The following is a 25,693-nucleotide window of genomic DNA, read 5'->3' on the forward strand; positions in this document are numbered from 1 at the left end:
TGAACCCGGATCGAACCGACAGCCTGGCAGGCACTCCGCAGCGCGATAACCAGGAGCGAAAGGCCGCCTGAAATCTAAACGTTGAGGCGACAACTACCTTGAAAATCTCCGGAATATCAGCTTGATGTCATAGAGCATAAACGGGGCTCAGATCTTAGCCCGCTCGAAATCCGGACGAGGCAGTATGAATATAAGGATGGCAAAAAGAGCTGCTTTCATGCTTGCGGTGCTGGTCGCCTCATCCGTCGCATCTGCGGCGCGGGTATCGGATGCGGACGCCGGCACGTACGAATGGCTCGGCCCGAACCAGGCTCCCGCAGGTGTGTTTTTTAAGTTATCGCGTTCCGGGGATAAGTGGGTCGCTGTTGGAAAACTGCCCCACAAGGACTGGGCAGCTATCTCTTGTGGGACGGGATGCGGGTACGTCGACAGCACCGACGAGCAAATTCAAGGATTTTTCCCTCCTCGAGTCCTGGCTAGCACCGACATAGCGTGCATCCAGAACATCGCTCAAGCGTTCTGCCGCCTGCAATTGAAAAGCGCACCAGAACGTGCCAGTCATGTGATGATCGCGCTCGTGACTGGCAGGCCAATACCGGTTCTTTTGCGGCGCGTTGGCGCTCCATGACGCGCTTTGCGAAAAGCGAAGAACACGCAATGTTTCCTTTCTCGGAATACGCTCGAAAATCGAGCCTGTTACGAGAGAAAAACGTTGGGCTCTCCTTTCCAATATATCGCCCGCTGTGCCTCACTTTCCTCGGAAAACCCGGTGGGCACTGCGGCGGCCGCCCGATTGCATTGGTCCAGCGACGTTACGGGCCGACACAAAGTCAGGATGACGATCGCTTCCTCGTCGCGACCTTAGGTGCTGCGCGGCGAGGCCTGTTGGTCTCGGCGGAGGATGGCGGGCGCTTCCGCGTCGCTGCCTGGTTCGCGACGGTAGTCGCGAGTCGCAATCTCAATGTCTCGAGTTCCCTGACGTATGCCGCATTCGAACTGCGAAGCGCTTCCAGATTCCCCTCCACGACGCCTGCGAGATGACGCGCGTCGCCAAGCTGAACCTGCAGCACCTGGATTTCCTCCCGGTGCCGGGTGTCGCCCTGTTCCGCCCTGTGCACGGCTGCATCCAGTTCCTTCTGGAGGCGAGCGCTGGCAGTCCGTTCACGGTCGACATCGAGCAGCACACGCTTCTCGGCTGCCCGTAATCGCTCTTCTGCCAGGTTGGCACAGGCTCGAAGCTTTTCTAGCTCACCCGAAAAATCTGCCCTCGCCTGCACCAGTGCCCGATCGCGCGCGCCGATCTCGTCCTGCTGTCGCGCGATTTCGGTCTCGAGCGCCTGACGCGTCGCCTCCCCCGCGGCCTGCGCCTGCTCAAGCTCCTGAATGCGCACCTGTGCCGCCAGCAACGCGCCGGTGCGCTGCTCGAGTGCCGTTTCGGTCCTCGCGAGTTCGGCCTGCAGCGAGGCTACCTCGTTGCGCGCGCTAGCCTTCTCTGCCTCGGCATCAGTCCGCAGCGCCGCGAGCGCCGCCTGGGCTGACGTGGTGGACTTCGTCCACAGCGTCGCGACCAGTTCCCCGGCAGCCGCCTGCAACTCCGCCGGCAGATCGGGATGCTCGATCCGCACCCTGCTCTTCTCGCGCAACTCGACCCAGAACTCCCCGAGCACCTGAGTCGGCGTACTCATGCTGCCGCGCTTCACCAGCTGGTACAGCCGGTTCGCGGTCGGCGTGATCCCGAAGCGGAAGAACAGCAGCGCGCAGACTTCGCGGTACAGCTCGCGGGTCTTCGGGAATGCGGCCTTCAGCCGGTCGATTTCGGCGGCGAGGCGGGTTTCGTCGGGCAGGACGTCGGACATGGGAGCGGTTTCAGCGAAATTCAATTAATAATATAACGTAAACCGTCAAGTATCCAATCTACGTACGCGTTAATTTTGACATTATGGCTATAATGTCGATATTATCCGTGTCACTGACTACGGCAAACGCACGACACCTCTATCAGCTTCAAACCACTCCATGAGCGCCCTGCTGCTGCCTCCGCAGCCCATCGAAAGCCTGACGATCCCGCCTGAACTGGACGGCAATGCAGGCAGGAATCGCGCGCGAAGCGGCATCGCCCAGATCGCGGCCGGCAACGATCTCGACGCGGTCCGCGCATGGCTCGCCCGCTTTGTCGATACGAAAACCACTTTCGACAACTACCGCAAGGAAGCCGAACGCCTGCTGCTGTGGTCCGTCCTCCAGATGGGCAAGCCGCTGTCATCGCTGACTCACGAAGACCTCATCCTCTATCAGCACTTTCTCGCGGATCCACAACCGGCCATGCGATGGTGCTCCAGTAGCGGTCGCAAACATCCACGCAACGACACGCGCTGGCGGCCGTTTTATGGTGCGCTCTCCACGTCCAGCCAGCGCCAGGCGATGGTGATTCTTAACGTGATGTTCGCGTGGCTGGTGCAGGCGGGGTATCTGGCCGGCAATCCGCTGTCGCTGGCGCGTCAGCGCGCGCGGCACGCAAAGCCGCGGATCACCCGCTATCTGTCACCTGAACTGTGGCTCGAGGTCAAAACCTGGATTCAGGCGATGCCGAAAGAAACGGACCGCGAGCGCGAACATTACGCGCGCGTGCGCTGGCTGTTCACCCTGCTCTATCTAGGCGGCCTGCGCATTACTGAAGTAGGCGAAAACACGATGGGGCGATTCTTCCGGCGCCGGGACGCAAACGGTGAAGATCGCTGGTGGCTTGAAGTACTGGGCAAAGGTGGCAAGGAGCGGCTGGTGCCGGCTACCGCAGAAATGATGGCGGAGCTGGGCGCGTATCGCCGTGAACGTGGGCTTCCGGCACTACCCTCGCCGGACGAAGACACGCCCCTGGTGCTGCCGATCGGCCAGTCGTTCAAACCGCTGACACGCGCCGCGTTGCATCGGATTGTGAAGGAGGTTTTCAGCGGCGCTGCCGACGTGCTGCGTGCCCGCGGCGAAACACACGCGCCGCGAGCTGACCGGCTCGCGCAGGCGTCAGCGCATTGGCTGCGGCACAGCGCAGGATCGCACATGGCGGACCAGCAGGTCGACTTGCGACTCGTGCGTGACAATCTTGGGCATGCCTCGCTCACGACCACCAGTCAGTATCTTCACGCGGACGACGATCGTCGTCATCGTGAAACCGAAGAAAAGCACCGCATTGACTGGTAGTCCAGACGACTGGAGTTCGGCCATTGCGGACATTGGCCAGCGTGTGCCAGGACGGCCGCTTGAGGAACCAGATCGGGCGTTCAACCCATTCACTTTTCAGCCGGATGGACAAGTGCATACCCGACCGCAGCAGCGCCCGTCGGATCGTCGGGAATCGTACTCGCTCATGCCAACAGCGTTATCCATCGCCATCATCCAGAAGCTTTCGAGCGCGCGAATCATGCTGCCAAAACGGGCTCACTAGGAATTGTCGGTTGGCCGAAAGAAACGCCTTCAACGTGCGAGGTGACTTGAGCTTCAACTTCGCCAGCATCGGTTGGGCTCGACGTACGATAAACTGGCAATCGATCAATATTTGTTCCGCCTCGCGCAGCCGGTCGATCGTGGCCCGGTCGAGGCTTCCGAGCGCTGGCAAACTCTCGTGTTGGGCGGCGACATCCAAGCCCATCGCGTGACCGATCACGTCCGTCCAGTCAGTCGCCATGCCACTCGTTCTGTCGTATTCCCAGAAGACGTCGAAACAGACCCGCTCGAATTCGCGCAGGTTGCCGGGCCAGTCATGAGCCGATAACACCTGCCTCGCTCCGATCGTCAGCGCAGGCGCGAAAGCGAGCCTCAAATCCCGATCGCCCCAAGGCGTATCGCTGGCACCCTCGTCGTTCCACGGCGCATTGGATCGCCAGCGATTCAGGCACCACAAGCTCTCGAGCAGTTCCGCTTCCTCGCTAATCCGTTTGCGTAGCGGACGCACTTCGATCAGGGTTCGTATCCGATAGAACAGGTCGACCCGCAAGCGTGCCTCGGTACGAAGTTTCTCGACGGGCTCGTTGGTGGCAAGCACCAGCTTGACTCGGTACGTACTGGGATTTGCCTCGTCTCCGATCTGCGACACCCGCACGTTGTCGGAGACGGCTCGCATCAGGTCCAGCAGCTGGAGTTGGATTTCCGCTGGCGCCGATTGGAACTCGTCCAGAAATAACGTTCCTTCGTCTGCTTCCTTGAACCAGCCATTCCGAGATTCGTTTGCGCCGGTGAAGCTTCCCCTGCGGTGTCCGCGCAATCTGCTCTCAAGGAGCGACGGCGATATCGCAGCAACGTTGACCGGAACGAATCTCCCGGTTCGTCCCGTGTGCGCGATCAGCGCCTGATGGATCGCGCTCGCCTGCTCGGTTTTTCCCGCGCCGGTCTCGCCCACGAGAAGCACCGGCCCATCTCTGAGCGCCTTCTCCGAAATCGACGTCGACGTGATCTGTGCGAGCAGCCTGCGTGTCAGCGCTTCATATCGCTGGGATTGCTTGGCGCCCGCGCGCAATGGCACGAATGCGATGCGGCCGCCGAGCATGAGCGTTTTGTCTTGGGAAAGCTCACGACCGACCCTGTCGATCAGGTCTTCGCGAACAGCTTCATCGCGATCCGTATCTGCTTCTTTCGGCTGCAATGCTCGCGTCGCAGCACGCTGGTCCCTGCGATTAGCGAACTCTTCGTTGTCGACGACGAAAACGGTCGGCCGAGTCGTGATCTGGATCAAGCCTTTAAACAACGTCCGTGGGAGTTCTTGCAGCGCGGCTTGATTCGCGAGGTCGGCGGGGGCGCTTTCGTGCAAGCGATCGATGACGTCCGATTCAAAGCCCAGCGAACCGCTCGAATCGAGCAAGGCTCGCCATTCGGCTGCCTGCGCTTGCGCAATGATGTCCTTCAGTGGCGTTGCCGATTCCTCCGGCAATCGCAGAGTTTCAGCGCGTTCATCGCCCACATCCTTAAAAACAAACGTGTGATCGGGCCGCATGCCGCGCACCCGAGATGCATGACGATTCGTGAAAGCCAGCAAGATGGTACGAAACATTCGCGCGTTGATTTTTGATCAAATCATGACATCATAAACGTAGCATAAAAGCCATATCATCAGCAAAAATTTAAATTTTATATTTCATAACATGTTGTTTTTTAACGAAAATTTTATCGATGCGATGCTGGCACACTTCACGCATAAGAGAGGTCGCAACATACACTTAACCAATCTCTGGAGTACAACATGGCAATCTCGATCTCGAACCTCAAGGACTTCGTCAAACTGATCGCGTTTCTTCGTGCGCGTGCTGACGCAGAATTCTCGATTCCACCGGAACTCATGCGTGAAGCTCTCGAGTACATCAAAGCCTTCGCACGCGAGAACGGGATCCGCGTGGTCTTTGTGAAGCCGGATGAAGAGCGCATCGGACTGTTTGTCGGCGGCGGCTTGCTCGCCGGCGCGGCGATCGGCGGGTGCTTCGCAGGGTTTGCAGGGGTGGCATTGGGCGCCGCAGCAGGAGCGGCCGTCGGCTATCTCGGCTCGCACCTGCGCATCACTATCGACAAGCGCGGCGACGACAATACGCTCGTCTTTAACTTTTCCTGAGATTCACTACCAGAAAACAAGACTTTCACACGCAAACGGAGAAATCAAAATGTCGCAACGTAGTCCCTTGGAACTGACCGACATCGTTTATCGCACTGCCCGGCTGTCAGTCACCGATCTCGAGCCGCTGCTCAAATACCTCAAGTTCGGACCAAAAACCAAAGACCTCCGGTCGCGCGCGGCGGCCGAGGAAATCGCCCATCACCTGCGCCGTATGGGCAGCAACGACATAGCCACAATCTTTCGAGGCGAAGGCGTGGCGTATGAAGAAGTCGTCTTCGACGTCGCGGAAAAAATCAAGGCGAAAGGAGCGTCGGAAGGCGGGCCCGTCGAAGTTAACGAGGCCAAAATCCTCGAAAAACTCTTTGCGGACAGCCTCGAACAAATGACAATGGACGAGCGCAGAGCCCTGTTCCAGTCGATGAATCTCGACGTCAAAAACTATGCGATCGGAGGCGGCGCGGCGATCCTGGTCCAACAGTTGATCCGGGAATTCGGCGGTTTCGCGACATACCGGTTCAGCGTCGTGATCGCCAATATGATCGCTCGCGCATTGCTCGGCAGCGGCCTAAGTTTCGCGGCCAACGCCGCCATCACGCGCGTGGTCGGAACGATGCTCGGGCCGATCGGATGGATCGCGACCGGCGCATGGCTTGCATACGATCTAGCCGGGCCCGCCTTCCGCAAAACCGTTCCGGCGGTCGTGTATGTCGCAATGTTGCGGCAGATGCTGATCAACCGTGTGAATGTCGGTGTGGTCGGCTCAGGATCCGCCGGTAAGGACTCGCTGCTCTCCCACGTGTTCCGGATTTCCGCCGAGATCGATCCGATCGCCGGATCGACCGCGACAGCGTCTAATTTTCCGCTCGGCGACACGGGCACTGCAGAAGTCATCAACTATCCGGGGTTTCATGACTACCGCACGTCGGTAAATAGCCGAACGGATGAGATGCTGCGCCATACCGACGTGTTCATCGCCGTCTTCGACATCAACAGCGGGATTTCCGGCGTCGAAATCGCGATGCTTGAGAAAGTTCGCAAGGAAAACCGGCCCGTGCTCGTCTGTCTGAACAAGTGCGATCTCGTTCGCACCAAGGCAGACGAGGAGCGCCTCTATGCGGCCGCGGCCCAACGCTTCGGGACCGACGTGACGATCATCAGGACGATTTTCGACCCCGATCCACGCCTGGGCGTCGCAGCCAAAGGCCGAGATGAAGTGTTGAACTGGGTATTCACGGAGTTGGAGAATGCGGGCAAGGCGGATGTCGTCGACGCGTTGCGCGCGAACCTGAAATAGCTTCACGGGAGGATAGCGTCGGTTTGAACTATCGGTCGCTATCCGTTTTTCATTGGAATGAGATCGCTCGAAGCGCCGGAAGGTAAGCGCGAGTATTTCGGCCTTTGCAGACGTTCACCGGCCGACGAAGGAGCGACTGTTCCAGATAGATTTGCCGACATTCGCCGCTGGATGGCGGCGAATGTCGGCTTTCTAGAATCGCGAATGGGTTTTTTCGACCCTGAACAGACCGGCGGTGTGCGAAAGATCAACGATCTCTTCGCATGGTATTGCTGCCAGTCATGTGCGTCGCGTCACTGACGGGTTCCCCGTGCAAACAGGCGGCCCAATTTAGTTATTTATCGGCAAGCAGGGTGATCATCGTCAGGACAGTGTCATCGGGCAGTTTAAGGGACTGAGTCTCCACGGTTCGTCGATAGGCCCCGGGGCCTTGGAGCCAGCGGTCAGCGGCCTCTCTTACGGGTCTGGATAATCCGTTTCCTTTCCCAAACGCCATTGAAAACGCATCGGTGTCTTGGTGCAGCTCCTGCTTGACATAAAAATCGTGCGGAAATGAGAGGTTTTTCTGACTCCATATCCGTTTAGTTTGGTTGTGGCAGACAACGCAGGTTTGGGCTTGGGCGCGTCTGGCTACCTTGATCGCTGAGGCGGTTAAGCTGGCGTCGAAATCGTCGCCAAGAGCCTTTGCAGTGTCCAGATTGATCCGCTTGCCTTCGACCCACGGGTCTACCAAGAAGCTGGGCAAGATCAATTGGCTCGCATATCCATTTGCGTAGGCCTCGACGTTCTTCGCTTCGGCGTTTTGAGGGCCGATGTCTCCGTTAGCGCACAGAAAAGAGCCGCGATCTTTATCACAAATCCAATGCGCCAATTCGTGGGCCAGCGAGAAGCGCCGGCGGCGAGGATAAGATCCTGTATCGACGCTAATCACCGCGTTGTTGCCAGCTGCGACCAGGCGCGCAGCGCACCCACACAGGCGACGATAGACGACCTCAGCTCCCCGGTAGTTCGCGATGGCCTCCAAATCGATGTGGGAGGAGTCGCGTACTCCGTATCGCCAGAGCAGCTTTTCAGCGGGGCTGAGCATTGAATGATCAATCGCCATGGTCTTCCGGCTTGATAATTCCCATCCTCACCAAATCGTCGTAGACCGTGGCCAAGTCTTCATCTGTCTGCTTTTTGCCGTCCCGAAACGCCATAGCGACTCTTGGTTCGCGCATGAACGTCTCGGCCACGATCTCCTTGAGTCGTTCCATTGCTGGGCGCGCCCGATTGATAGGTGGGGTTGCAGCGGAAGCCTTGGTCGCTGCCTTGGCAGAAGCGAGCTTTGCCCGCATGCCCGCCGCGACCACGTCTCGAAGCGTGTCACGTGTTTGCCTGGCCACCGCCGCGATGTCTTGTCCAGCTTCACGATATTCGTTCCTGATTTCTTCGTCACTAGTTGCGGCGAGGTCGTCCAACGCCTTGGCGCGGATAAAGCCGATCTCCCTGTTTTCCTTGGACTGCCTCATGATTTCCTCCTGCCCGGCATCAAGGTGTTGAGCCCTCGGCGGAACCTTCGCCGGGCAGTATCGTATGCGGTTTGATCCATGCCTGAGACGGCGCGGATTTCGCTAGGCTTCATGCCGTCCTTATCGCCCATGATAAGGAACTGAATTTCCTCGTCGTTCGCGAAATGAGCGTCAATGAGTGCAGCGTCAGCGACGGCGCGAGCTTGCCGCTCGTTTGTTTCTTCGATCTCTAGCGCCTGCTCGACGACATTGAAAGAATGCGTAGATAGTCTGCGGTGAGACCGGGTCACAATCCCTTCGTCCTCTGTTTTCCCTACGATCAATGCGACTCGTGGGTCTGTCAGGCGAGTTCTTGAGCGACACAACCAGAGACCACTCAAAGGTCAACAGACGAGGGTCCGGAGTACACATCCGAATGCGGTGAAAGCCGATGTTCGCGGTAGGGAAAATCCGATGGCAGAAGAGCGGCTGATAACCGCCTCATGAATAACGACACCTGAGCGTCCGCAATGGCCGACCAGCGGCCTCCCGTGCCCTGCACGTTGCAAAATCGCGCCGACACCGCTTCGAGCCCCCTGCTCCACAACGCCTCGCCGAGGTTTGCCGCGATAACCCAGAGGATTGTTAGCGGAACGGGAACGGCGCAATGCGTTGATCGCAGGCGCGGCGAGCGGGCCGTTCTCGTTCCGCTAACAATTCGTTGAGCTAAACCGCTCCACTGACGGTGGTTATGGGAATTGAATCGGCGTCGCGATGGTTGTGACGATCGGATGCGGGGATTGAAGCGTGGATACGGGACGGTCGGGGCGCACGACTGGCCAGGAACGTGCGGCTGCGGTGCTCAGCGAAGAGGTTACGCCGCTCGTTGACGGCAGGATGGGACCGCACTGGACATGTGCGTCCAGCCGACCCGTGAGGACGTGCCGGTTCCGGCGTGCCAGCGGTGGCGATGCGGGCTTCATGGGTCGTTCGGAGGTGCCCGGGGTGACGCGCCTGGCAGGAGGCATTCGACGCAGACCATGTGACCGTTTCTGCAGACCGGACAGTCGCGCAGCGAGCGGCCTGTCAACTGGGCGTAACGGTCGCGGTAATCAGGTCTGGACGTCACGCGGGTTTCGGCGGGCGGTACGCCAAGCAGATGCCGGCATGCGGCAATGCGGGTCGCGCGCAACCGGTTGCTGAGCAGCCCGTAGTGGCGGATCCGTTGCAGCCCGTGCGGCAGCACGTGCAGCAGGAAGCGGCGCAGGAACTCGTGAGCGTGAAGACGCATTGCGCGTGGTCTTCCCGGATGGCGATAGTCCTTCCAGCGAAACGTCACATGCCCGTCGTTCAGACTGAGCAGGCGGTGGTTGGCTTAACTTGTACTAATACGTATTATGCCATGCTGTGACGCAGCCGCTTTCGTCGTCTGGTTCGTTATCCAAAGGATGTGCGAGGTTCATAAAAATTCCCTCCAGAAGGTGTTGAGCGACGTTTACGATAGCGTCGGAGATCGACAATGTCTCCTCATTGCAGTTCTATCGCTTATGGAGGTATGTAACGAAAGTCGCGATCATGAATGAAGGAGAAAACCCGATCCGCGTGATCATTGACGGCGATACCGTCAACGATTCGCAGATTGCCCCAGGAGAAGAAGCCGCGTTGGAGTCGGACACCGAAGGCGTCACTGAGCTTCGCGAACTAGGCGGTCTGCAGCGCGACTTATCAGAAACCGAGGAGGGAGAAACGACTTGATGCAGGAACCGCAAGAAAGCTCGCTGGAGATGCGGCGGGCCGCGCTTAGTTCATATGTGGGAAAGGGCAGTTGTCAGCAGGCGCCATACCCGTTGATCCGTTGCGCACCGCCTACCGGCGTCCATTGAAATACCCGTGCAACTGGTGCGTCACCTTACCAAGGGTGCAGATTGCGGTGCGCAGGTGTTCCTTGCCGATCACGCGTGCGCGAGGAATGGAACTCATGACGTCCCATTCGTGCGAACCGCTCGTCATCCCGTCTACGAGGACGCGGCTGACGACATGGCTGGGTGTGACACCGAAGCCTGAGTACCCTTGAACAAAAAACGCGTTCGGATGGTCCGGCAGGGTCCCGATCTGGGGAAAAAGCGTCGAGGAGCATTCCATTGGGCCGCCCCAACCGAGGTCAATTTTGACGTCCTTTAGGTATGGGAAGATCCGGAGCATCGCATCCCTGTTGTATTTCTTGAAATCTTTCGGGATGTACTCCAGAAAATGCGTCACGGTGCCAAATAGGAGCCGGTTCTCGTTCGTCACGCGGTAATAGTCGATAGCAGGCCGTACATCGGTGAATGCACCTCGGATCGGACTAATTTGCTCAATAAGTTCGTCGGACAGCGGTTCAGTGACAAGCTGGAACGAATAGGTGCTAATAATCGTCTTGTCGAGTTGAGGCTCCAGCCTGTTAATAAAGGCGCCACATGCAAAGCAGATTTTTTGCGCTTTCACCGAACCTTTTGCCGTTCGGACTTTAATAGTCTTGCCGTAGGTAACCTCGACCACGGGTGAGTTCTCGTACACACGACCACCCAAGCTGGTGATTGCGCGCGCCTCGCCTAAAAGCAGGTTGAGCGAATGAATATGCCCGTTCCCCATGTGCATCAGGCCCGCGCTGTAAGCATCAGATCCCAAGATACGCCGCAGCTCTGCACCCTCAAGATAGGCGATCTCCTCGTTAGGGTTAAGCCCGCGCAACTCCTTCTCCCACTTCTGCAACAGCTTCGCCTGACGCTGATTGAATGCGAGGTATCCGTAGCCGCGTCGGAAGTCTGCGTCGATCCCGTACCGATCAATTCGACGCTGGATGGTGCTGGCGCCTTGATCGCTTATGCTGAAAATTGCCTCTACGCCGTCCGTCCCGACATATTTGCGGATCTTTTCCAGATCGTGCCCGATGCCGGCCATCACGTGGCCTCCGTTTCTGCCCGATCCACCGAAGCCGAGATAGTTTGCCTCCAGCACCACGACATTCGTAATCCCTCGCTCGGCCAGTTCCAGCGCGATGTTTATACCCGAGAACCCGCCGCCTACGATAACCACATCGGCCTCGATATCTTCCTCGAGAGTGTCATAACGATCGTGATATTTGCGGGTCATCGTGTAATACGTGGTGGGCGATTCAACTGAAAGCACGGGTATCTCCTCTCCAATCAAGACTGGATCGTGTATCGCACAGCATCGGTGGGGTTAAAACGAGCCAGTCAAAAATTTACCTCGCGCCCGCTCTCAGACTAGGTCATATGACATAGTATTGAACGGAGCGCGCAACGGCTCATATAAGCGTTTACGCGCAGCGCGGGACGTCTTTATTGAACGCCCCGCGAGAGCCAGCGCGAGCGTTTCCGCCTTCGTTGGATGATCAGCAGAGTAACCTGACTCGCCGGGAGATCGTCGGCGATCATTCTTTCGGTTGATGCGTACCGTTCGCCACGCGCATAACCTCGTCCACAGCTGTTTTCCTCATCCCGCCCTCAATCGTCCCGTACCCCGTTTTCGTAAGAAGCAGTTCGATCTGGGCGGCCCGTTGGTCGATCGAAAGCGCCTCAATCTGGTCACCAAATACACGATCATCCGTGCTTTTTGTAATGAACAGTGATCGGTATGCGGGTTTTGCCCAGGATTGCTTTCCAGATCATCACAATCTATAAATAGGTCTATCGACCTAGTTACTGACGGAGACATCATGCTGCACGAAACGCCAAGCGCTCAACTTGTTGAGGTCCTGCCGCAAGTTACTGCCTTCCTCAAGAGGACGCATGGTGCGTTTATCGATGGCAAATCGGTGACGCTGTCTACTGACCGTCTCATTGACGTCTATAACCCCGCAGACGGGAACGTCATCAGCCGAACAATCGCAGCAAAGGAAGATGACGTGCGTCTCGCTGTCTCTAGCGCCCGCCGCGCTTTGCCCGTATGGCGCGACCTGCGCCCCGCCGACCGCGAACGCTGCCTTTTTCGTTTGTCGGAGTTGATCGAAGCGCACGGCGAGGAGCTGGCGCAGCTGGAGTCGATAAACCAGGGAAAGTCCATCAATCACACCCGCGCGATCGATGTCGCAGGCTCAGTCGAATATGTGCGCTATATGGCAGGATGGGCGACGAAGATTGAGGGATCAACGCTCGATCTTTCCATTCCTATTCCTCCCGACACTCGGAATCTCGGCTTTACATTGCGCGAGCCTGTCGGGGTGGTCGGCGCGATCGTGCCGTGGAATTTCCCAATGATGATCGCCCTCTGGAAAATTGCGCCAGCGCTCGCGTGCGGCTGCACGATCGTCGTCAAACCGTCGGAGGATACCCCGCTAACAGCGTTGCGCCTTGCAGAACTGGTAATTGAGGCCGGGATACCACCGGGAGTGGTGAATGTCGTACCTGGTTATGGTCGCGACGCGGGGGCGGCGTTGGTCGAGCATCCTGACGTCAACAAGATTACCTTTACGGGTTCAACGGAAATCGGACGCCGTATCGGGATTTCCGCGCTGCAAAACATGACGCGATTCGCTCTGGAGCTGGGAGGAAAGAATCCGCTCATTGTTCTGTCTGACGTCGATCTCCCGCAAATAATGCCAGGACTGATGGGCGCATGCTTCCTGAATCAAGGTCAAGTATGTGCGGCCGCGTCACGTCTTTATGTACATCGTTCCATCTACGATCGGTTTGTCGCGGACCTTGCCGGTGCCATGAAGGGCCTTAAGCTGGGACCCGGTCTGGATCCCTCGGCGGACATCCAACCACTTGTTTCCCGTGCGCATGTCGACAGGGTCGCTGCATTGGTCGAGACAGCCGGTAGAACTGCTGAGATCGTGACCGGTGGCCGCCGTCCGGACCGCAGTGGTTTCTACTTTGAGCCGACACTAGTCATCAATGCAGATGCTGAAAATCCATCTGTCCGCGACGAAATTTTCGGGCCGGTGATCAGTGTCACGCCGATCGCGGATCTCGAAGAAGCCGTGGCTCTTTCGAACGCATCGCGCAATGGTTTGGCCGCGAGCGTGTGGACGAACGATCTGAACTCCGCGCTGCGCGGCATACAGGCACTTGAGGCCGGCACGGTGTGGGTCAACAGTCACATCCCGGTTGATCCTAACCTGCCGTTCGGAGGTTTCAAGCAGTCGGGCATCGGACGTGAACACGGACGCCAGATGATTGAGCAGTACACAGAGCTCAAGTCGGTTTGCATCCCTGTTCCGCGCTGACGGGAGACAGGGTACTGGTTGACAAGAGATCGCGCTACATTGACGGCCACGCGAGCGGGTCACATGGTTGAGCGGTCTCAAATCTTTCTTTCTGTGCAGGAATTCATCATGATCGAGGTCGGACATTACTCGACGATTGAACGGTTCATTGAGGAGACGATGAGCTGTTTCACACGCATGACTGGCGCGGAGAACCTTGCGTTATACATTCGTGACGTCGACTCGACGTTCAATCTTTTTGAACGACGCGGATTGCCAGATGCATTTCACCGTCTGTATCTCGATGAAATGTACCGCTACGATCCGTTTGACGAAAACATGAATGAGTTCCCCGAGGCCGACGTCGCGTTTCTGTCCGATTATTTGACGGAAAACGTCTCGCATATCGAGTACCGGCGGTTCCTTTCGTCCTTTCATATATCCAACATAGTCGAGCTTGTATTTAAACCTGGGCCTGGACTGCATGCCGGGATGAGCGTGTGCTTGCCGAAGGGATGTGACGCGTCGAGTGCCGAATCGATCTTCAACACTGCTCGGGCATTGCATCCGTACATCCTGTTCAACCTCGCAGCGCTGACGGGCGGTGGCAGACGCGGCGGCATGAACAGCCTGATGGCGCGGTACGGACTATCAAAGCGAGAGGCTCAGGTCGTGGAGCTCGTGTGTAAGGGCTTTAACAACGGAGATCTCGCAACGTCGCTTCATATAAGCGTAGCCACGGTAAAAACTCATCTGCTGCAGATATTCGGGAAGACGTCCGTGACAAACCGGACGGCGCTGGTCAGTCTGATGCTGAGTCAATAACAAAGGAGTAACCCTCCTGCTGGCTCAGCAGGACGGTCAGGTTTGAAATGAAGGATTACTAACTCGTAAGCAAACGCGAGAGTTCACAGACTCCGCTTTGGATGACATAGGAAATCAGGAGACGAAGATGCCGAACCAAGACAGGGACCATACCTCCCTCAGGAAAGATGCACTCAGCTGGATCAGCATCGTGTTTTTAGTAATCGCCACGAACGGACCGCTGACTGCGCTCGTAGGCGGCGCGCCGCTTGCCATTGGCTTAGGTAATGGCGCAGGCGCGGCTGGGACCTATGTTGTCATCGGCGTGCTTTATCTCATCTTCAGCGTGGGCTTTTGTGCGATGAGCCGGCATATCCGTAATGCGGGTGCGTTCTATGCCTACATTGCTCATGGACTCGGTCGCCCGTGTGGAATTGGCGGCGCCTTTCTGGCGATCCTCGCATATAACGGGATGCTCATCGCCTGTTACGCGATGATCGGTTTTTTCCTCAGCTACGGGATCCATGCTCATTTTGCGATCGATATTCCGTGGTGGGTCTGCGCATTGGGCGCGATGGTGATCGTGTTCTATTTCGGTTACAAAAATATCGAATTCAGCGGACGTGTACTGTTTGCGTTGATGCTCGCCGAAGTCCTAATCATCCTCGTGCTCGATGGCACGATTATCGCTAAAAACGGGGCCAGCGCTGTTTCGGTCGCACCATTCCTGCCAGCGACGGTGTTCTCGCACGGCTTCGGGCCATCGATCGTATTCGTCGTGGGTAGTTACATGGGGTTCGAGACGACGGCTATTTATGCCGAAGAAGCCCGAGATCCGTCCCGTTCGATTCCGCGGGCCACATACGCGGCGGTAACGATCATCCTGGTGCTGTATGCCGCCTCCGTATGGCTAGTGACGAACGCTTACGGTATTCCGCAGGCACTCGAACAGGCGACAAAAAATCCGGGAGATATGTGGTTCGTCATTACGGAACGCTACCTCGGGAGTGGCGCTGCGGACGTGACGAACGTACTGATGATTACGAGTTTGCTGGCGGCGCTCATCAGCTTTCACAACACTTCGTCGCGTTATCTCTTTTCGTTGGGACGTGAGCGCATCATCTGGTCACGCTTCGCCAAATTGCATCCCGTGCAACAAACGCCTCACATCGCCGGCATCGTGCAAATTGCTGTCGGCATCGTGATCATTGCAGCATCGGGCATCGCAGGGGCAGACGCCATGCTTGTCGTCGTTCCGCTTGCAAGCGTTCCCGCGGCGATTGGCATTGTGGCGGTCCAGGCATTGACCGCTCTCGCAGTGATCGGCTTTTTCTCCCGTGATCATCACAGCATCTCGGTCTGGCGCAGACTCATCGCACCGGCGATCAGCGCGATTGGATTGACCGCCTGTCTCTATGAGATCGTCAAGAACGTCTCACTGATTACGGGCACAACTACCTGGGTATCCGAATCGCTGCCGTGGATGACGTTTGCTGTCGGTGTCGTTGGAGCGCTGTTCGCATATTGGCTTAAATCCGCACGCCCACAACTGTATAGCGGCTTGGGAAGGATTCTGGACGAGGCCTGATCGACATACTTCCAAAATAGATTGTTTAGCTACCTTCATCGAAACACCTTTCATACGAGATTGAACATGAACTACAGCATTGCCGATACCGTGATGGACCAAAAGTACGTGCCAGTGGAAAACTGGCCGACGCTCGAAGAGATGGCGGAGGGATTTGCCGAACACAAGTATCCCCAGACGTCTGTACTCGCCGGGACTAAAGCGTCCCTCCGTTTCGAAAATGGATGGTTGATCGAACACCATTTCGTCGACGAGAAGACGCTTACATGGACCATTCTCGAGGGCGAGGGCACTGGAATGTCCGCGTCCCACTCTTATGAAGCGATGGAGGTAAGACCAGGTATCATCTTCGTGGATTTCTATAAGGATGGTTTCGACGAGGCCGTTACGCTTGTCTGGAAGCTTGCGAGCGGCAACGTCTTCGCCGCCGTATCGTCCTTTTTTGATCGGGATGGCGAGAAACGTACGAAGACCGCTTTCGTGACCGCGACGGTGGAAGGCAAACCGGCAAATGAACCGATCACGCAATCAGCATCTCTCGTCGGCAAACGCGTGCTGTACCGCTACAGCTCTGACGACTGGTACGAACACGTCTATCTGGGACGCGAGCAGATGGCATGGCACTGTGTCAACGGCGCCGAGACGGGCCTGGCCGATGTCGAGAAATGCGCCTATTTTGACGTGGCACCGGGCCTGACGATTCTCTTCTGGACCGAAACGATCATGCCCGTCGAGTCAATCGTAGTGATCGATTTCGAGAGGATGCGTTCGACAGGCCGGTTCTTCTGCTGGGATCCGAAGCCCAACCGGATGGTTCATTTGACCTTTGGATCGAAGGCCACACTTCTCAACGAAACTACTTACCCCAGTTCATTCTCCGAGTAATGGGGCGGTGTCGCAGGTAAGACTTACGTAATCGGGCGCCGCCCTCACCGGTGTGAGGGCGGCTTACGCGCGTCGCAAGACGACTGAGATGACTCGGCTCGTTGGGGTATCGAGATGGTGCAGACTCGGAACGTTGTTATTACTGGTGCCGGAACGGGAGTTGGACAAGCGTGCGCGCGGCTTTTTGCTTCCCAGGGTGCGTGCGTTGCGCTTGTAGGCAGACGGCGCGCTCCACTGGAGGATGTGGCTGCAGAAACCGGCGGTCTGATACTCGAAGGTGATGCATCGAAGGAGAGTGACTGGTCGAGGTTCATGGAGCAGCTGGATGATCAGGGCGGCATTGATGCGTTGATTGCGTGCGCTGGAGGGCTCGGAGCCGGTACTGCGCTGGAAACAACAGACGACGCCTGGGCGGCAGCGTTGCGTGCGAATCTTGATACTGCGTTTGTGGGCGCGCGCGCCTGTCTGCCCGGGTTGATAAAGCGCAATGGATCGATCGTGTGCGTCGGGTCGATCTCGTCGCTGGCAGCGGCGTCGGCCATGTGCGGCTACACCACCGCGAAGCATGCGCTGCTCGGCCTGGTCAAGTCGCTGGCGCGTGACTACGGTCCTTCCGGAGTACGTGTCAATGCCGTATGCCCAGGGTGGGTTCGCACACCAATGGCTGACGAAGAGATGCAACCGCTGATGCAGTGTTACGGTTGCTCGCTTGATGACGCGTACCAACGCGTATGTGCTGATGTGCCGTTACGACGTGCGGCAAGTGCGGAGGAGATCGCGAGTGTTTGCGCCTTTCTCGCGTCGCCGGCCGCCGCAATCATCACGGGTGCCGTGCTAGTCGCCGATGGTGGTTCATCCATCGTTGACGTGCCGACTCTAGTGTTCGATCGTTTATGAACCGATGAATCGCTTCACTTCCTATCAGCCGTATTCGAGGGCGCCGTAGCCAGAGACATCACCGCACGCGCCAACTCGGCTTCAATACCCTTGAGATCGCGTGGGAACGATGTACGCTGAGGAATAAGGATCATTATTCCTTCAATCTGGCATGCAATGAGTGCCGCTCTCAACATACATTCCTGCTCGGTGAGAGCCGGGTTGATCCGGGCAACGAAACGAGAAAAGACGCTACGTTGCGCCTTGTAAATGCGGTCTACGATCTCGCGTGCGAAACCCTGCGTCTGCGCGAGAGCCCAGATGTTGAAGAAGACGGACTGCACTCGCGGCTTCTTGAGCTCGGCGACCGAGTTCCGCACGACGGTTTCCAGACGCCCGGTCGGACTGAGCCTCGTGTCTTGTTCAACCGCCTCGAACTGCACGAGATACTCGGATGTGAGCTGAGTGATCACTGCACCGAGCAAGTCTTCGCGCGTTTTGAAGTGGAACTGAAGGTTCGACAGGCTAATGCCTGCGGCGCCCGCGACCTTGCGCATGGTGAGCTCGCCGTACCCCTCTTCCGAAAGCATGTCGGCGGCCAACGTCAGAATGCGTGCGGTCGTGTCGCGTCCGCGTTTGTTCGACACCCGCGCGGCTGGTATCTCCGTCGAACTATCGACCGAAGCACCGGTGTGCAGTGCGGATTTTGAATCATTGGCAACCAGCCGTGCATTGGCGACACTGCGGGGCATTCACTGCTCCATAACGCGTTTTCGAGCGCCTATTTTCTCGCATTTCCAGCTTATCAGATAGGGGAAAATCTCCCCTTGGTAGTTTCCCGCGTATCGATAAAGAATCAGCCAAATGGCTGATTCTTTATCGAACCCGTCCAATAAGAATGTTCGAAATCGGTTCGGCTTTGCGCGTAGTGGGCCGAGACGGACATGACAATGATTTTAAGGAGACGGAGCGGTGAATCGGACACATCAAATGCTGGCAGTGGGCGTTGCAGGCTTGACGGTGATGGGTTTATCACAGTTAGCGCATGCCCAGAGCAGCGTTACGCTTTATGGCACGATCGACGCGGGCCTGACTTACGTGAATAACCAGCAGGTGGCGCGACCGGACGGCGGGGTCAGTGGGAAAAGCTTATGGTCCATGACGACAGGAAATCTTGCTCCCGCTGCGTTCGGCATCCGCGGCACGGAAGACCTGGGCGGTGGAACGAGCGCCATATTCAATCTCCAAAATTATTTCCTTGTGAACAATGGCGCGATGTTCCAGGCGAACAACCTCTTCGATGCAACAGCGATGGTCGGCCTTAAGTCAGAGAAATGGGGCCAGCTGACTTTAGGGCGGCAATTCGACTCTTACACAAACGCGGTAGCTCCGTTTGCCGTTAGCAACAACTGGGCAGGCCCATTTGGTGCGCATTTCGGTGATATCGACAACCTCAATGCCGCGTTCAATCTGAATAACAGTGTCCAATATCAAAGTCCGGCATTCTACGGATTGAGCGTTGGAGGAACCTTCAGCCTGGGTAACCAGGCTGGCGCGTTCGCCACCAATCGTGCATGGGCTTTGGGCACCACATATCAGCTGGGAGGCTTGTCTTTAGGCGCCGGCTATCTGTCGTTGCGTAACCCGCTCGACGCGGCTCTGGGCGGGCAAGCGGGATATATCGGCGAATTGAGCTGCGGCCAGAGTCCTGCCAGCTATTGTGGACTCCACGATGCAGACGAGCTGAGGACATTTGGCCTCGGGGGAAGCTACGCATTTGGAGATCTGCTCGTGAGCGGCACGCTGACGCGAGCGAAGCTCCTCGCTAGCCGGTATCTGACGGCCACTGGCGGACCGGTCAGTGACGTGCGTTTCGATACAGTAGAACTGGGAGGGCTGTATAACGTGACGCCTGCGGTGCAGCTCGGCCTAGCCTACGCCTACACGCGCGCTGACATACGCGCAACTGACTCGGGAACCAACATACACAAGATTTCGATTGGCGGTATCTACAACCTGTCGAAGCGTACCCAGCTTTACGCGACAGGAAACTTTGAAAAAATGAGTGGCGCAGGACTCGGTATCAATCCTGTTACGGGATCCTTCGAAAATTATGCGCAGTTAGCGTATTTGGGTACTTCTAATTCTTCGACACAGCTTCAAGTCTCCGTCGGCATAAAACACACCTTCTAGTGGGCGGTGTCGAGTCGCGTCCCCTTTCCGTTATTCGCCGTCACGGCGTTCGGAACGCTCGAACTGAGCGCAACAAAAAAGGCCGCCGGGGACGCCACGGGCTGCTCGAAGTACGTATTGTCCGCGCGTCGAGGGCCATGCCACAGACGGTTAAATTCTAGCTGCCCATAGCGGCCCCGCACAACGGCGCTGCGAGGGGTTGCCCCACCGTGAGACGCAGGCGGCACAGCGGGCCGGACTGCAGCCACGCTGCACTTTCGCGGCAGAATAAGAAAGGCCCGCGCGAAGCGGGCCTTGTTTTGCGCAAATCTACCACGCCGGTCCGTCGACAACATCGAAGGGTGTGCGGGCTTGCATCTTTGCGATCCGAACGTTGTCCGGCTTGCCTAGCTGATGGCTGTGGACTTCCACGTAGCCCCCGTCGTAACCGATTGGCGTCACAGAGGCCACCTCGTAGCGGACCATCCCGGCGTGAATCCACACGTCCCCGGCCTGCAGGTCCTTCGCTTCCTTGGTTGGCATATGGTGGTACTCCAGTTTGACGCGCACTACGCGCGGTCAACGAAACCCTTCAATTGCGAGGCGGGCCCAGCACCCTCTCGCCATAGTCCGTCACGTCGAAGCGTGCGAGCGGGTAAGTTCGATCGGCGCCGTGGTTCCAGTGGACCCTGACTGATATCGAACCCGGGAGCGGCTTCGTATAGCCGCCGTAGAACGTCTCGCCCTTGCCATTGAAACCCCGCGTAATCCAATGGTCCGCCGCGGGATCGTCGGGGCAATGCGCGTTGGTCAGTTCGAGGCCCGCGCCAGTCTTGTCCGACGTGGCGGCCAGCGCCCCCGTCGCGTGCGCGGCGGGGGTGGCGAACGCGGTCGCGATCGCCAGCATGGTGATCAGCTTCCTCATAGTGTCCTCTTTCCGGCTGACACCGCCTAGACTTAGTGATGCGGCAGCACAAGGCGGCGCACATACGACCGATATGACTTCACCAGCGCGGCGCGCTCGTCGTCACCCGGGCGCTCGACATATGCGGCAAGCTGATCGTCGAGCTTACCCATGAAGGTCTCGTGCTTCGCCTTCAGGTCGGCGCGGTGCCCGTCGCTCTTGATCGCCTGCCGCGGAAGCAACAGGTCGATCCATAAAGCGCGTAGCGTATCGCGCTCCGTTGCGTGTGCCTCGACATAGGTGGCGAGCATCTCGCGTGCTTCCGTTTCACGCTTGCGGCCGGAGATTTGCGAGTGCGGCGTTAGGGTCGCAGCGGTTCAGCCGAGCATGGCTAAAGCACTCGTCAGAATGGCACGTTTGAATTCCTTGCCGCGCCGCGGTAAGGAAGTGAACGGACTCAACACATGGCTATAGACGACCGTTTTGCTGATGCCATTGGCGAGCATCATGAACATGATGTCGGGATCCTGCCGCGGTATCTCACCTGCTTCGATCGCGTCGATGAGCAACGGCACGAGCACGTCATGAAACGGCCGCACCACACGCTCGATCAGCAGGTTTAGGCGCTCTCCCGTTTCGGTTGCGGCAGTCGAAAAAAACATGCCAACGTCTGGTGTCAGAAACACCTGGTCGATCAGGATCGACACGGCGCCCTCGACACGCGCTCGCGGTCCGAGATCTGGAATCTCCCCCAAGGCGGTGGTCTTCGCGAGCATGGGAGCCGCTTCGTCGGCGATCTGGTCCACCACTGCGATCCACAGCGCTTCCTTCGAACCGTAGTGATGGCCAACCAGCGCGGGGTCGACTCCCGACGCCCTGGCGATTTCGCGCACGCTCGTCGCCTCATAGCCGCTCCTCGCGAATGCCCTTCGGGCGCTGCGCAGCAATGCGTAGGCACCACCCGCGTCACTGCACGCTGGACGTCCGCGCGATCGACGCAGCGTGGGAGGCGTCGTGACGCACTGGGCCTGGTCGTTAAGGTGTTTCATCGGCGACGGTAGGTCGTCTTCAGGGAAAGCTAGAATTTTAACGCATGCCGCACCGTGAATATCAGCACACCGGTTTGACATGAACTCATCGAAATCTTAGTATCACATTAATTCAACACTCGTAGAATTCTTGATCATGTGCCAGACCACCCGGATCGTCATCGTCGGCGGCGGTATCGCTGGACTCTGCTCGCGACCAGGCTGGGCGACACGCTTGGCCGCAGCGGCCGCGCTCAGGTCACATTGATCGACAAAAGCGCGACCCATATCTGGAAGCCCATGCTGCACACGATCGCGGCAGGCACTCGCGATGTCCAGCAACAGCAGGTCATCTATCTCGCCCACGCCCGCGACCACGGCTTAAGCTATCAGCCCGGCGAAATGGAAGGCCTGGACTGCAATGCGCGCATCGTCAAGCTGGCTGCGCTGCGTTCGAAAGGGGGGGAAAGTTATGATCGGCGCGCGCACGGTCGAATACGATGTACTAGTTCTTGCGTTAGGCAGTCGCGCCAACCCCAGGCATACTCGATCATTGCCATTTCATTAACAGCCAGGCACAGGCTGAAGTCTTCAACGAAGCATTGCGAATCCGCATGTTTCAGAGCGTTGTGACAAACAGCCCGTTGCGCGTGTCTATCGTCGGCGCCGGAGCGACCGACGTCGAACTGGCAGCGGAATTGAGCCGCTTGCTCGAAGTGGCGTCGAGTTACGGCGACCCCAGCCTTCGCTCACGTCTGAACCTCACCGTCTATGAAAGCGCACCGCGCGTACTCGCGGCGTTTCCGCCGGCGGTGTCAGAGTCCAGCGAGGAACAGTTACGGCATATCGGTTTCACGGTGCGAACGGGCACACGGGTGACCGCGGCCGAACCCGATGGACTCCGGTTGGGTGACGGCAGCCAGCAGGCGGCGGATTTGATGGTATGGGCGGCGGGCGTCAAAGCCCCTGATTTTCTGGGCAAACTGGACGGGATCGAGAGCAATCGTTCCAATCCGATCATCGTCAGGCCAACCCTGCAGACGCAGGACGACGATACGCTATTCGCCCTCGGCGATTGCCCGACGTTGACGCTTGCCGGCAAAGAACATCCCCTCGCACCCACAGCGCAAGTCGCCACGCAACAGGCACGACATCTCGCAAAATACTTGCCAGCATGGCTCGATGGCGGCTCATTGCCCGACTTTGCATTTCACGACTTCGGCGCGCTGGTGTCGCTGAGCGACTACAACGCTTTTGGAACGCTCGGGCAGTTCGGGGTCTTCCGTGGCGGGTTCATCAAAGGCCGATTCGCGCAACTCAGTCACGCTATGCTCTACCGGCAACATCAGCATGCTTTGCACGGTTTCCGCAAGGCCATGACGCTGTGGACCGCTGAGCGGATCAAGGGATTCGTTCAGCCGAAGATACGGTTGAGCTAAACGTACCTCGCTTTTGACAGGAGTACTGTCATGGATCAATACGTGACGGCCGACATTGCGTGGCAGTGCACTGTCTGCAACTCTATGAGGGATGCGCGCATCAATTGACGGCTCGAGTCAGGCATATAGTTGATTCGCACGGATCGAGCAGCCTGCCGGTCAAGAACCGTAGATCAAAATAAATTCGTCACCGTTTACAAAATATGATTGTCAATTGATTTAATGGCAACCATGCTGAGCGACAAACACCATAAATCAATAGATTAGAGACCCCAACAGGAACTCTCGCCGCTTCCTTTCATCGCCAGAAGCACCAGAGCAGCTTGCCCACACGGGAGGTCAGCACATGTCGTGCGGCCTTTTCCGTTTCGGTCCGCGCACGCATGCCCTTGATGATCTTTCAAGCTATCTCACGCGCATTGAAATATGGAACCGGTCCAGCAGGGGCGTGGAGGAAAACGGCAATCGCTTAGCGATTGACTGTAGGCCATTTGCACCATCTGTGACGACCGACGGTTTCGGTTGATCGCTTCCGGATGTGGCTTTTATAAGGGTGGTAAGCCGCTCCACCATATCCGGCAACCTGTTTCTCACGAACGCGAATACGCGCGAAGTCTGGTCTTTGGCGCTCAGGCGCCCGTTAGAACCGGGGTGCCGCAAATCAGAATGTTCGAGCTTTGAGGAGTGGTCGCAATGCGGATAGTGATTTTCATCCCAACCGGATCGCTTCTCGCCCGCCTGGTCAGTGCGGCGTCGAAAGGCGTCTGAAACGCTTCCACAGCTTCTTCAATGTCTCGTAGTCGGCAGCCACCAGCGAAGCCAGATAGCCGCGCGCGAAGGCTGCTCCCGAGGCCACCTCAGGAGCGGTACGCGGCAACGCTTTCAAAAGCTGGTCCGCAACAACGGCATCATTGCGCCAACCCAGATCGTCCTGAAGCGCCGTCAACGCTTCGACATAGTGCCGAACGGCCCGCCTCGGATACAGAGACGCAAAAAACTCAGTCGCGTATCGCACTTTCTTCGCCGCGATACGGGCGCGGTGCCGACTGCGATCGTCGATATCGGCCAGACCCTTGCCGCGCTTGAGCAGTTTCACTTGCCGACGCCGCACTACATCTGCGGCAAATTGCCTGGCGGATTTGCTGATCGCGTCGCGCTGTTCATCGGACATTCCCTCGCGCCATCCTTTCTGGTTCAGCCACAATGCGAGTTGCAGAACGAGACGTGTGTAGCGAGCCGATTCGACTGCGGCAGCCGCGCGCGCCCGGTTGTTCACTGCAATCCGCTCGCATGCCTGCCGCACGGGCTGGATTTCTTCCTCGTGCGCGCTCACGCCCGTATGCTCGAGCGTCGATCCTGCCAGCACCTCCCAGTCGCGCGCGGCACCGAGCTCCGCTGCGATCCAGCGCAGTTCTTCATCGAGACCGTCAAAAGCAGGAATGACCTTCGCAAACAGGTCGAGCGCCGAGCGCAAACGGCGAAGCCCCACGCGCATCTGATGGACACTCGACGGATCATGGCCGGATACGACACCCCGTTCGTTTGCATAGACTTGATCCAGACAGTTGCGCGCGATACTGCAAAACGCATCCTCAACTGAATCCCCCTTTTCCAGTTGCACCGGCTGTGCCTTGACTGGCACACAGTGTTCGTCGATCAGAATCCCGTAGCCAAGATCACCCTTGCTGCTACGGTCGATCCGCAGTGGAACGAGGTCGAGCATCTCGAGCGCGACGCCGTACAGACTTGCAGGCTGCCCGCCCTTCAGTTCCAGCTCCACAGCCGCGATCGGCACAGAGCCCGACTCCGCGTCGACGCTACCCTCGTCGAGCGCAATCTCGAGTTCGTCCCCGGACGGTAAGCGCAACGGGAATGCCGAACGTTTGATGCGCGTGACAAAGATCGGCTTCAGCCGCCCGACAGTCGCCTCGTCGCAGATCAGTCTTCCGCATCCGCTGTCGCCGGGAATCCGCTCCCGTAGCAGCTTCAGGTTAGGGACATCGGTATCGACCGTCATCTCGAACTCGTCCCTGTCGAAGAGGCCCGCTTGCGCTGCCGCTTCAAGCTTCAATGTCTGGATTCGCTGTTCGCCGATCGCGCGTACACGCAACGAAGCCTTGCACTTGTGAAATTCCAGATCGGGGGTATCGAAATACGTGCTCGTCAACAGTCGAGGAGGACCGCCTGCGCCAGGTGACTGCGCAAGCAAAGGCATGTGCAGCAACGTATCGAGATCTTCAACGGCGACTCGCAGTTTCAACTCCCGTTCCATGCCACCTCCTGAGTAAGCTCGGAGCTTTAAGGGTACACCGAATCGGACGGGTCGCTCGCGTGCATACGGACGATGCCCGCAACCTCCGGAGGCACCCATACTTGCTTCCAGTTGCAACTGCGCGATGGGCTCCCCCGTC

General features: G+C 57.9%; 23 protein-coding genes and 3 pseudogenes. 12 read left to right on the forward strand and 14 right to left on the reverse strand.

The genetic code is table 11. The features are described 5' to 3' along the window. Window positions 1-196 precede the first annotated feature (196 nt). Window positions 197-628, forward strand: coding sequence for a hypothetical protein (locus tag R8871_RS37680; RefSeq protein ID WP_175054976.1), 432 nt, complete (start codon window positions 197-199; stop codon window positions 626-628). A gap of 202 nt (window positions 629-830) precedes the next feature. Here the strand turns inward: R8871_RS37680 and R8871_RS37685 are convergent, their stop codons facing one another. Beyond that, complete coding sequence (locus R8871_RS37685; RefSeq protein ID WP_175054977.1) at window positions 831-1,856, reverse strand: DNA-binding protein; 1,026 nt, start codon at window positions 1,854-1,856, stop codon at window positions 831-833. 160 nt (window positions 1,857-2,016) lie between these two features. Here R8871_RS37685 and R8871_RS37690 point away from each other — a divergent pair, with 160 nt between their 5' ends. Next, entirely contained in the window at window positions 2,017-3,195 is a 1,179-nt protein-coding gene (locus R8871_RS37690; protein ID WP_175054978.1) for a tyrosine-type recombinase/integrase, read from the forward strand. Between the two features lie 178 nt (window positions 3,196-3,373). Here the strand turns inward: R8871_RS37690 and R8871_RS37695 are convergent, their stop codons facing one another. Beyond that, window positions 3,374-5,038 (reverse strand): sigma 54-interacting transcriptional regulator, encoded by a 1,665-nt coding sequence (locus R8871_RS37695; protein WP_175054979.1) that lies wholly within the window; start codon window positions 5,036-5,038, stop codon window positions 3,374-3,376. Between the two features lie 189 nt (window positions 5,039-5,227). On the opposite strand from R8871_RS37695, the gene R8871_RS38630 reads away from it, so the two are divergent. Together R8871_RS38630 and R8871_RS38900 are read left to right on the forward strand one after the other, a co-directional pair. Continuing rightward, window positions 5,228-5,590: a hypothetical protein gene (locus R8871_RS38630; RefSeq protein ID WP_246288052.1), complete on the forward strand. Its 363-nt coding sequence runs from the start codon at window positions 5,228-5,230 to the stop codon at window positions 5,588-5,590. A 727-nt stretch (window positions 5,591-6,317) separates the two neighbouring features. After that, on the forward strand, window positions 6,318-6,887 hold the full coding sequence (locus tag R8871_RS38900; RefSeq protein WP_407673260.1) for a GTP-binding protein: 570 nt from the start codon (window positions 6,318-6,320) through the stop codon (window positions 6,885-6,887). A 334-nt stretch (window positions 6,888-7,221) separates the two neighbouring features. Here R8871_RS38900 and R8871_RS37705 read toward each other — a convergent pair whose 3' ends face one another. From R8871_RS37705 to R8871_RS37720, 4 genes and pseudogenes are all read right to left on the reverse strand, one after another. Next, a complete protein-coding gene (locus tag R8871_RS37705; RefSeq protein WP_175054981.1) occupies window positions 7,222-7,992 on the reverse strand; it encodes an ImmA/IrrE family metallo-endopeptidase in 771 nt (256 codons plus the stop codon). Continuing rightward, the gene (locus R8871_RS37710) at window positions 7,982-8,398 is read right to left on the reverse strand and encodes a hypothetical protein (RefSeq protein ID WP_175054982.1); all 417 of its coding nucleotides are present in this window, start codon (window positions 8,396-8,398) and stop codon (window positions 7,982-7,984) included. The genes R8871_RS37705 and R8871_RS37710 overlap by 11 nt, the downstream gene beginning before the upstream one ends. Beyond that, entirely contained in the window at window positions 8,395-8,721 is a 327-nt protein-coding gene (locus tag R8871_RS37715) for a hypothetical protein (protein WP_175054983.1), read from the reverse strand. Before R8871_RS37715 ends, R8871_RS37710 begins: the two co-directional genes overlap by 4 nt. A 635-nt stretch (window positions 8,722-9,356) precedes the next feature. Then, window positions 9,357-9,752, reverse strand: a pseudogene (locus R8871_RS37720) (transposase); the annotation flags it as partial. Window positions 9,753-9,952: 200 nt separating this feature from the next. Between R8871_RS37720 and R8871_RS37725 the strand changes: the two are divergent. After that, entirely contained in the window at window positions 9,953-10,132 is a 180-nt protein-coding gene (locus tag R8871_RS37725; RefSeq protein WP_175054984.1) for a hypothetical protein, read from the forward strand. A gap of 111 nt (window positions 10,133-10,243) precedes the next feature. Here R8871_RS37725 and R8871_RS37730 read toward each other — a convergent pair whose 3' ends face one another. Next, the gene (locus tag R8871_RS37730) at window positions 10,244-11,545 is read right to left on the reverse strand and encodes an NAD(P)/FAD-dependent oxidoreductase (protein ID WP_175054985.1); all 1,302 of its coding nucleotides are present in this window, start codon (window positions 11,543-11,545) and stop codon (window positions 10,244-10,246) included. Window positions 11,546-12,095: 550 nt separating this feature from the next. Between R8871_RS37730 and R8871_RS37735 the strand changes: the two genes are divergently transcribed. The 5 genes from R8871_RS37735 to R8871_RS37755 all read left to right on the forward strand — a co-directional run bounded on the left by R8871_RS37735 (window position 12,096) and on the right by R8871_RS37755 (window position 17,760). Further along, window positions 12,096-13,607, forward strand: coding sequence for an aldehyde dehydrogenase family protein (locus tag R8871_RS37735; protein WP_175054986.1), 1,512 nt, complete (start codon window positions 12,096-12,098; stop codon window positions 13,605-13,607). 108 nt (window positions 13,608-13,715) lie between these two features. Then, the gene (locus R8871_RS37740; RefSeq protein ID WP_175054987.1) at window positions 13,716-14,411 is read left to right on the forward strand and encodes a response regulator transcription factor; all 696 of its coding nucleotides are present in this window, start codon (window positions 13,716-13,718) and stop codon (window positions 14,409-14,411) included. 127 nt (window positions 14,412-14,538) lie between these two features. Continuing rightward, a complete protein-coding gene (locus tag R8871_RS37745; RefSeq protein WP_175054988.1) occupies window positions 14,539-15,978 on the forward strand; it encodes an APC family permease in 1,440 nt (479 codons plus the stop codon). Between the two features lie 66 nt (window positions 15,979-16,044). Beyond that, window positions 16,045-16,863, forward strand: a complete 819-nt coding sequence (locus tag R8871_RS37750) for a molybdenum cofactor biosynthesis F family protein (protein ID WP_175054989.1) — start codon at window positions 16,045-16,047, stop codon at window positions 16,861-16,863. A 108-nt stretch (window positions 16,864-16,971) separates the two neighbouring features. Then, window positions 16,972-17,760: an SDR family NAD(P)-dependent oxidoreductase gene (locus R8871_RS37755; protein WP_407673261.1), complete on the forward strand. Its 789-nt coding sequence runs from the start codon at window positions 16,972-16,974 to the stop codon at window positions 17,758-17,760. A 14-nt stretch (window positions 17,761-17,774) separates the two neighbouring features. Here R8871_RS37755 and R8871_RS37760 read toward each other — a convergent pair whose 3' ends face one another. Beyond that, window positions 17,775-18,491 carry a TetR/AcrR family transcriptional regulator gene (locus R8871_RS37760; protein ID WP_175054991.1) on the reverse strand — a complete coding sequence of 239 codons (717 nt, stop codon included), beginning with the start codon at window positions 18,489-18,491 and terminating at the stop codon, window positions 17,775-17,777. Window positions 18,492-18,711: 220 nt separating this feature from the next. On the opposite strand from R8871_RS37760, the gene R8871_RS37765 reads away from it, so the two are divergent. After that, a complete protein-coding gene (locus R8871_RS37765; RefSeq protein ID WP_246288055.1) occupies window positions 18,712-19,932 on the forward strand; it encodes a porin in 1,221 nt (406 codons plus the stop codon). Between the two features lie 309 nt (window positions 19,933-20,241). Here the strand turns inward: R8871_RS37765 and R8871_RS37770 are convergent, their stop codons facing one another. From R8871_RS37770 to R8871_RS37785, 4 genes are all read right to left on the reverse strand, one after another. Then, entirely contained in the window at window positions 20,242-20,454 is a 213-nt protein-coding gene (locus tag R8871_RS37770) for a hypothetical protein (protein ID WP_175054992.1), read from the reverse strand. A gap of 49 nt (window positions 20,455-20,503) precedes the next feature. After that, a complete protein-coding gene (locus tag R8871_RS37775) occupies window positions 20,504-20,836 on the reverse strand; it encodes a hypothetical protein (RefSeq protein ID WP_175054993.1) in 333 nt (110 codons plus the stop codon). A gap of 32 nt (window positions 20,837-20,868) precedes the next feature. Then, a complete protein-coding gene (locus R8871_RS37780; protein WP_175054994.1) occupies window positions 20,869-21,126 on the reverse strand; it encodes a hypothetical protein in 258 nt (85 codons plus the stop codon). Between the two features lie 66 nt (window positions 21,127-21,192). After that, window positions 21,193-21,864, reverse strand: coding sequence for a TetR/AcrR family transcriptional regulator (locus R8871_RS37785; protein WP_175054995.1), 672 nt, complete (start codon window positions 21,862-21,864; stop codon window positions 21,193-21,195). Between the two features lie 136 nt (window positions 21,865-22,000). Here R8871_RS37785 and R8871_RS37790 point away from each other — a divergent pair. Further along, window positions 22,001-23,282: pseudogene (locus R8871_RS37790) on the forward strand (NAD(P)/FAD-dependent oxidoreductase). Between the two features lie 304 nt (window positions 23,283-23,586). Here R8871_RS37790 and R8871_RS37795 read toward each other — a convergent pair. After that, a pseudogene (locus tag R8871_RS37795) lies at window positions 23,587-23,921 on the reverse strand (ISKra4-like element ISBte2 family transposase); the annotation flags it as partial. Window positions 23,922-24,024: 103 nt separating this feature from the next. After that, the gene (locus tag R8871_RS37800) at window positions 24,025-25,554 is read right to left on the reverse strand and encodes a CYTH and CHAD domain-containing protein (protein ID WP_175054996.1); all 1,530 of its coding nucleotides are present in this window, start codon (window positions 25,552-25,554) and stop codon (window positions 24,025-24,027) included. Window positions 25,555-25,693 lie beyond the last annotated feature (139 nt).

Source organism: Paraburkholderia sediminicola, from assembly GCF_902859805.1.
GTDB lineage: Bacteria > Pseudomonadota > Gammaproteobacteria > Burkholderiales > Burkholderiaceae > Paraburkholderia > Paraburkholderia sediminicola.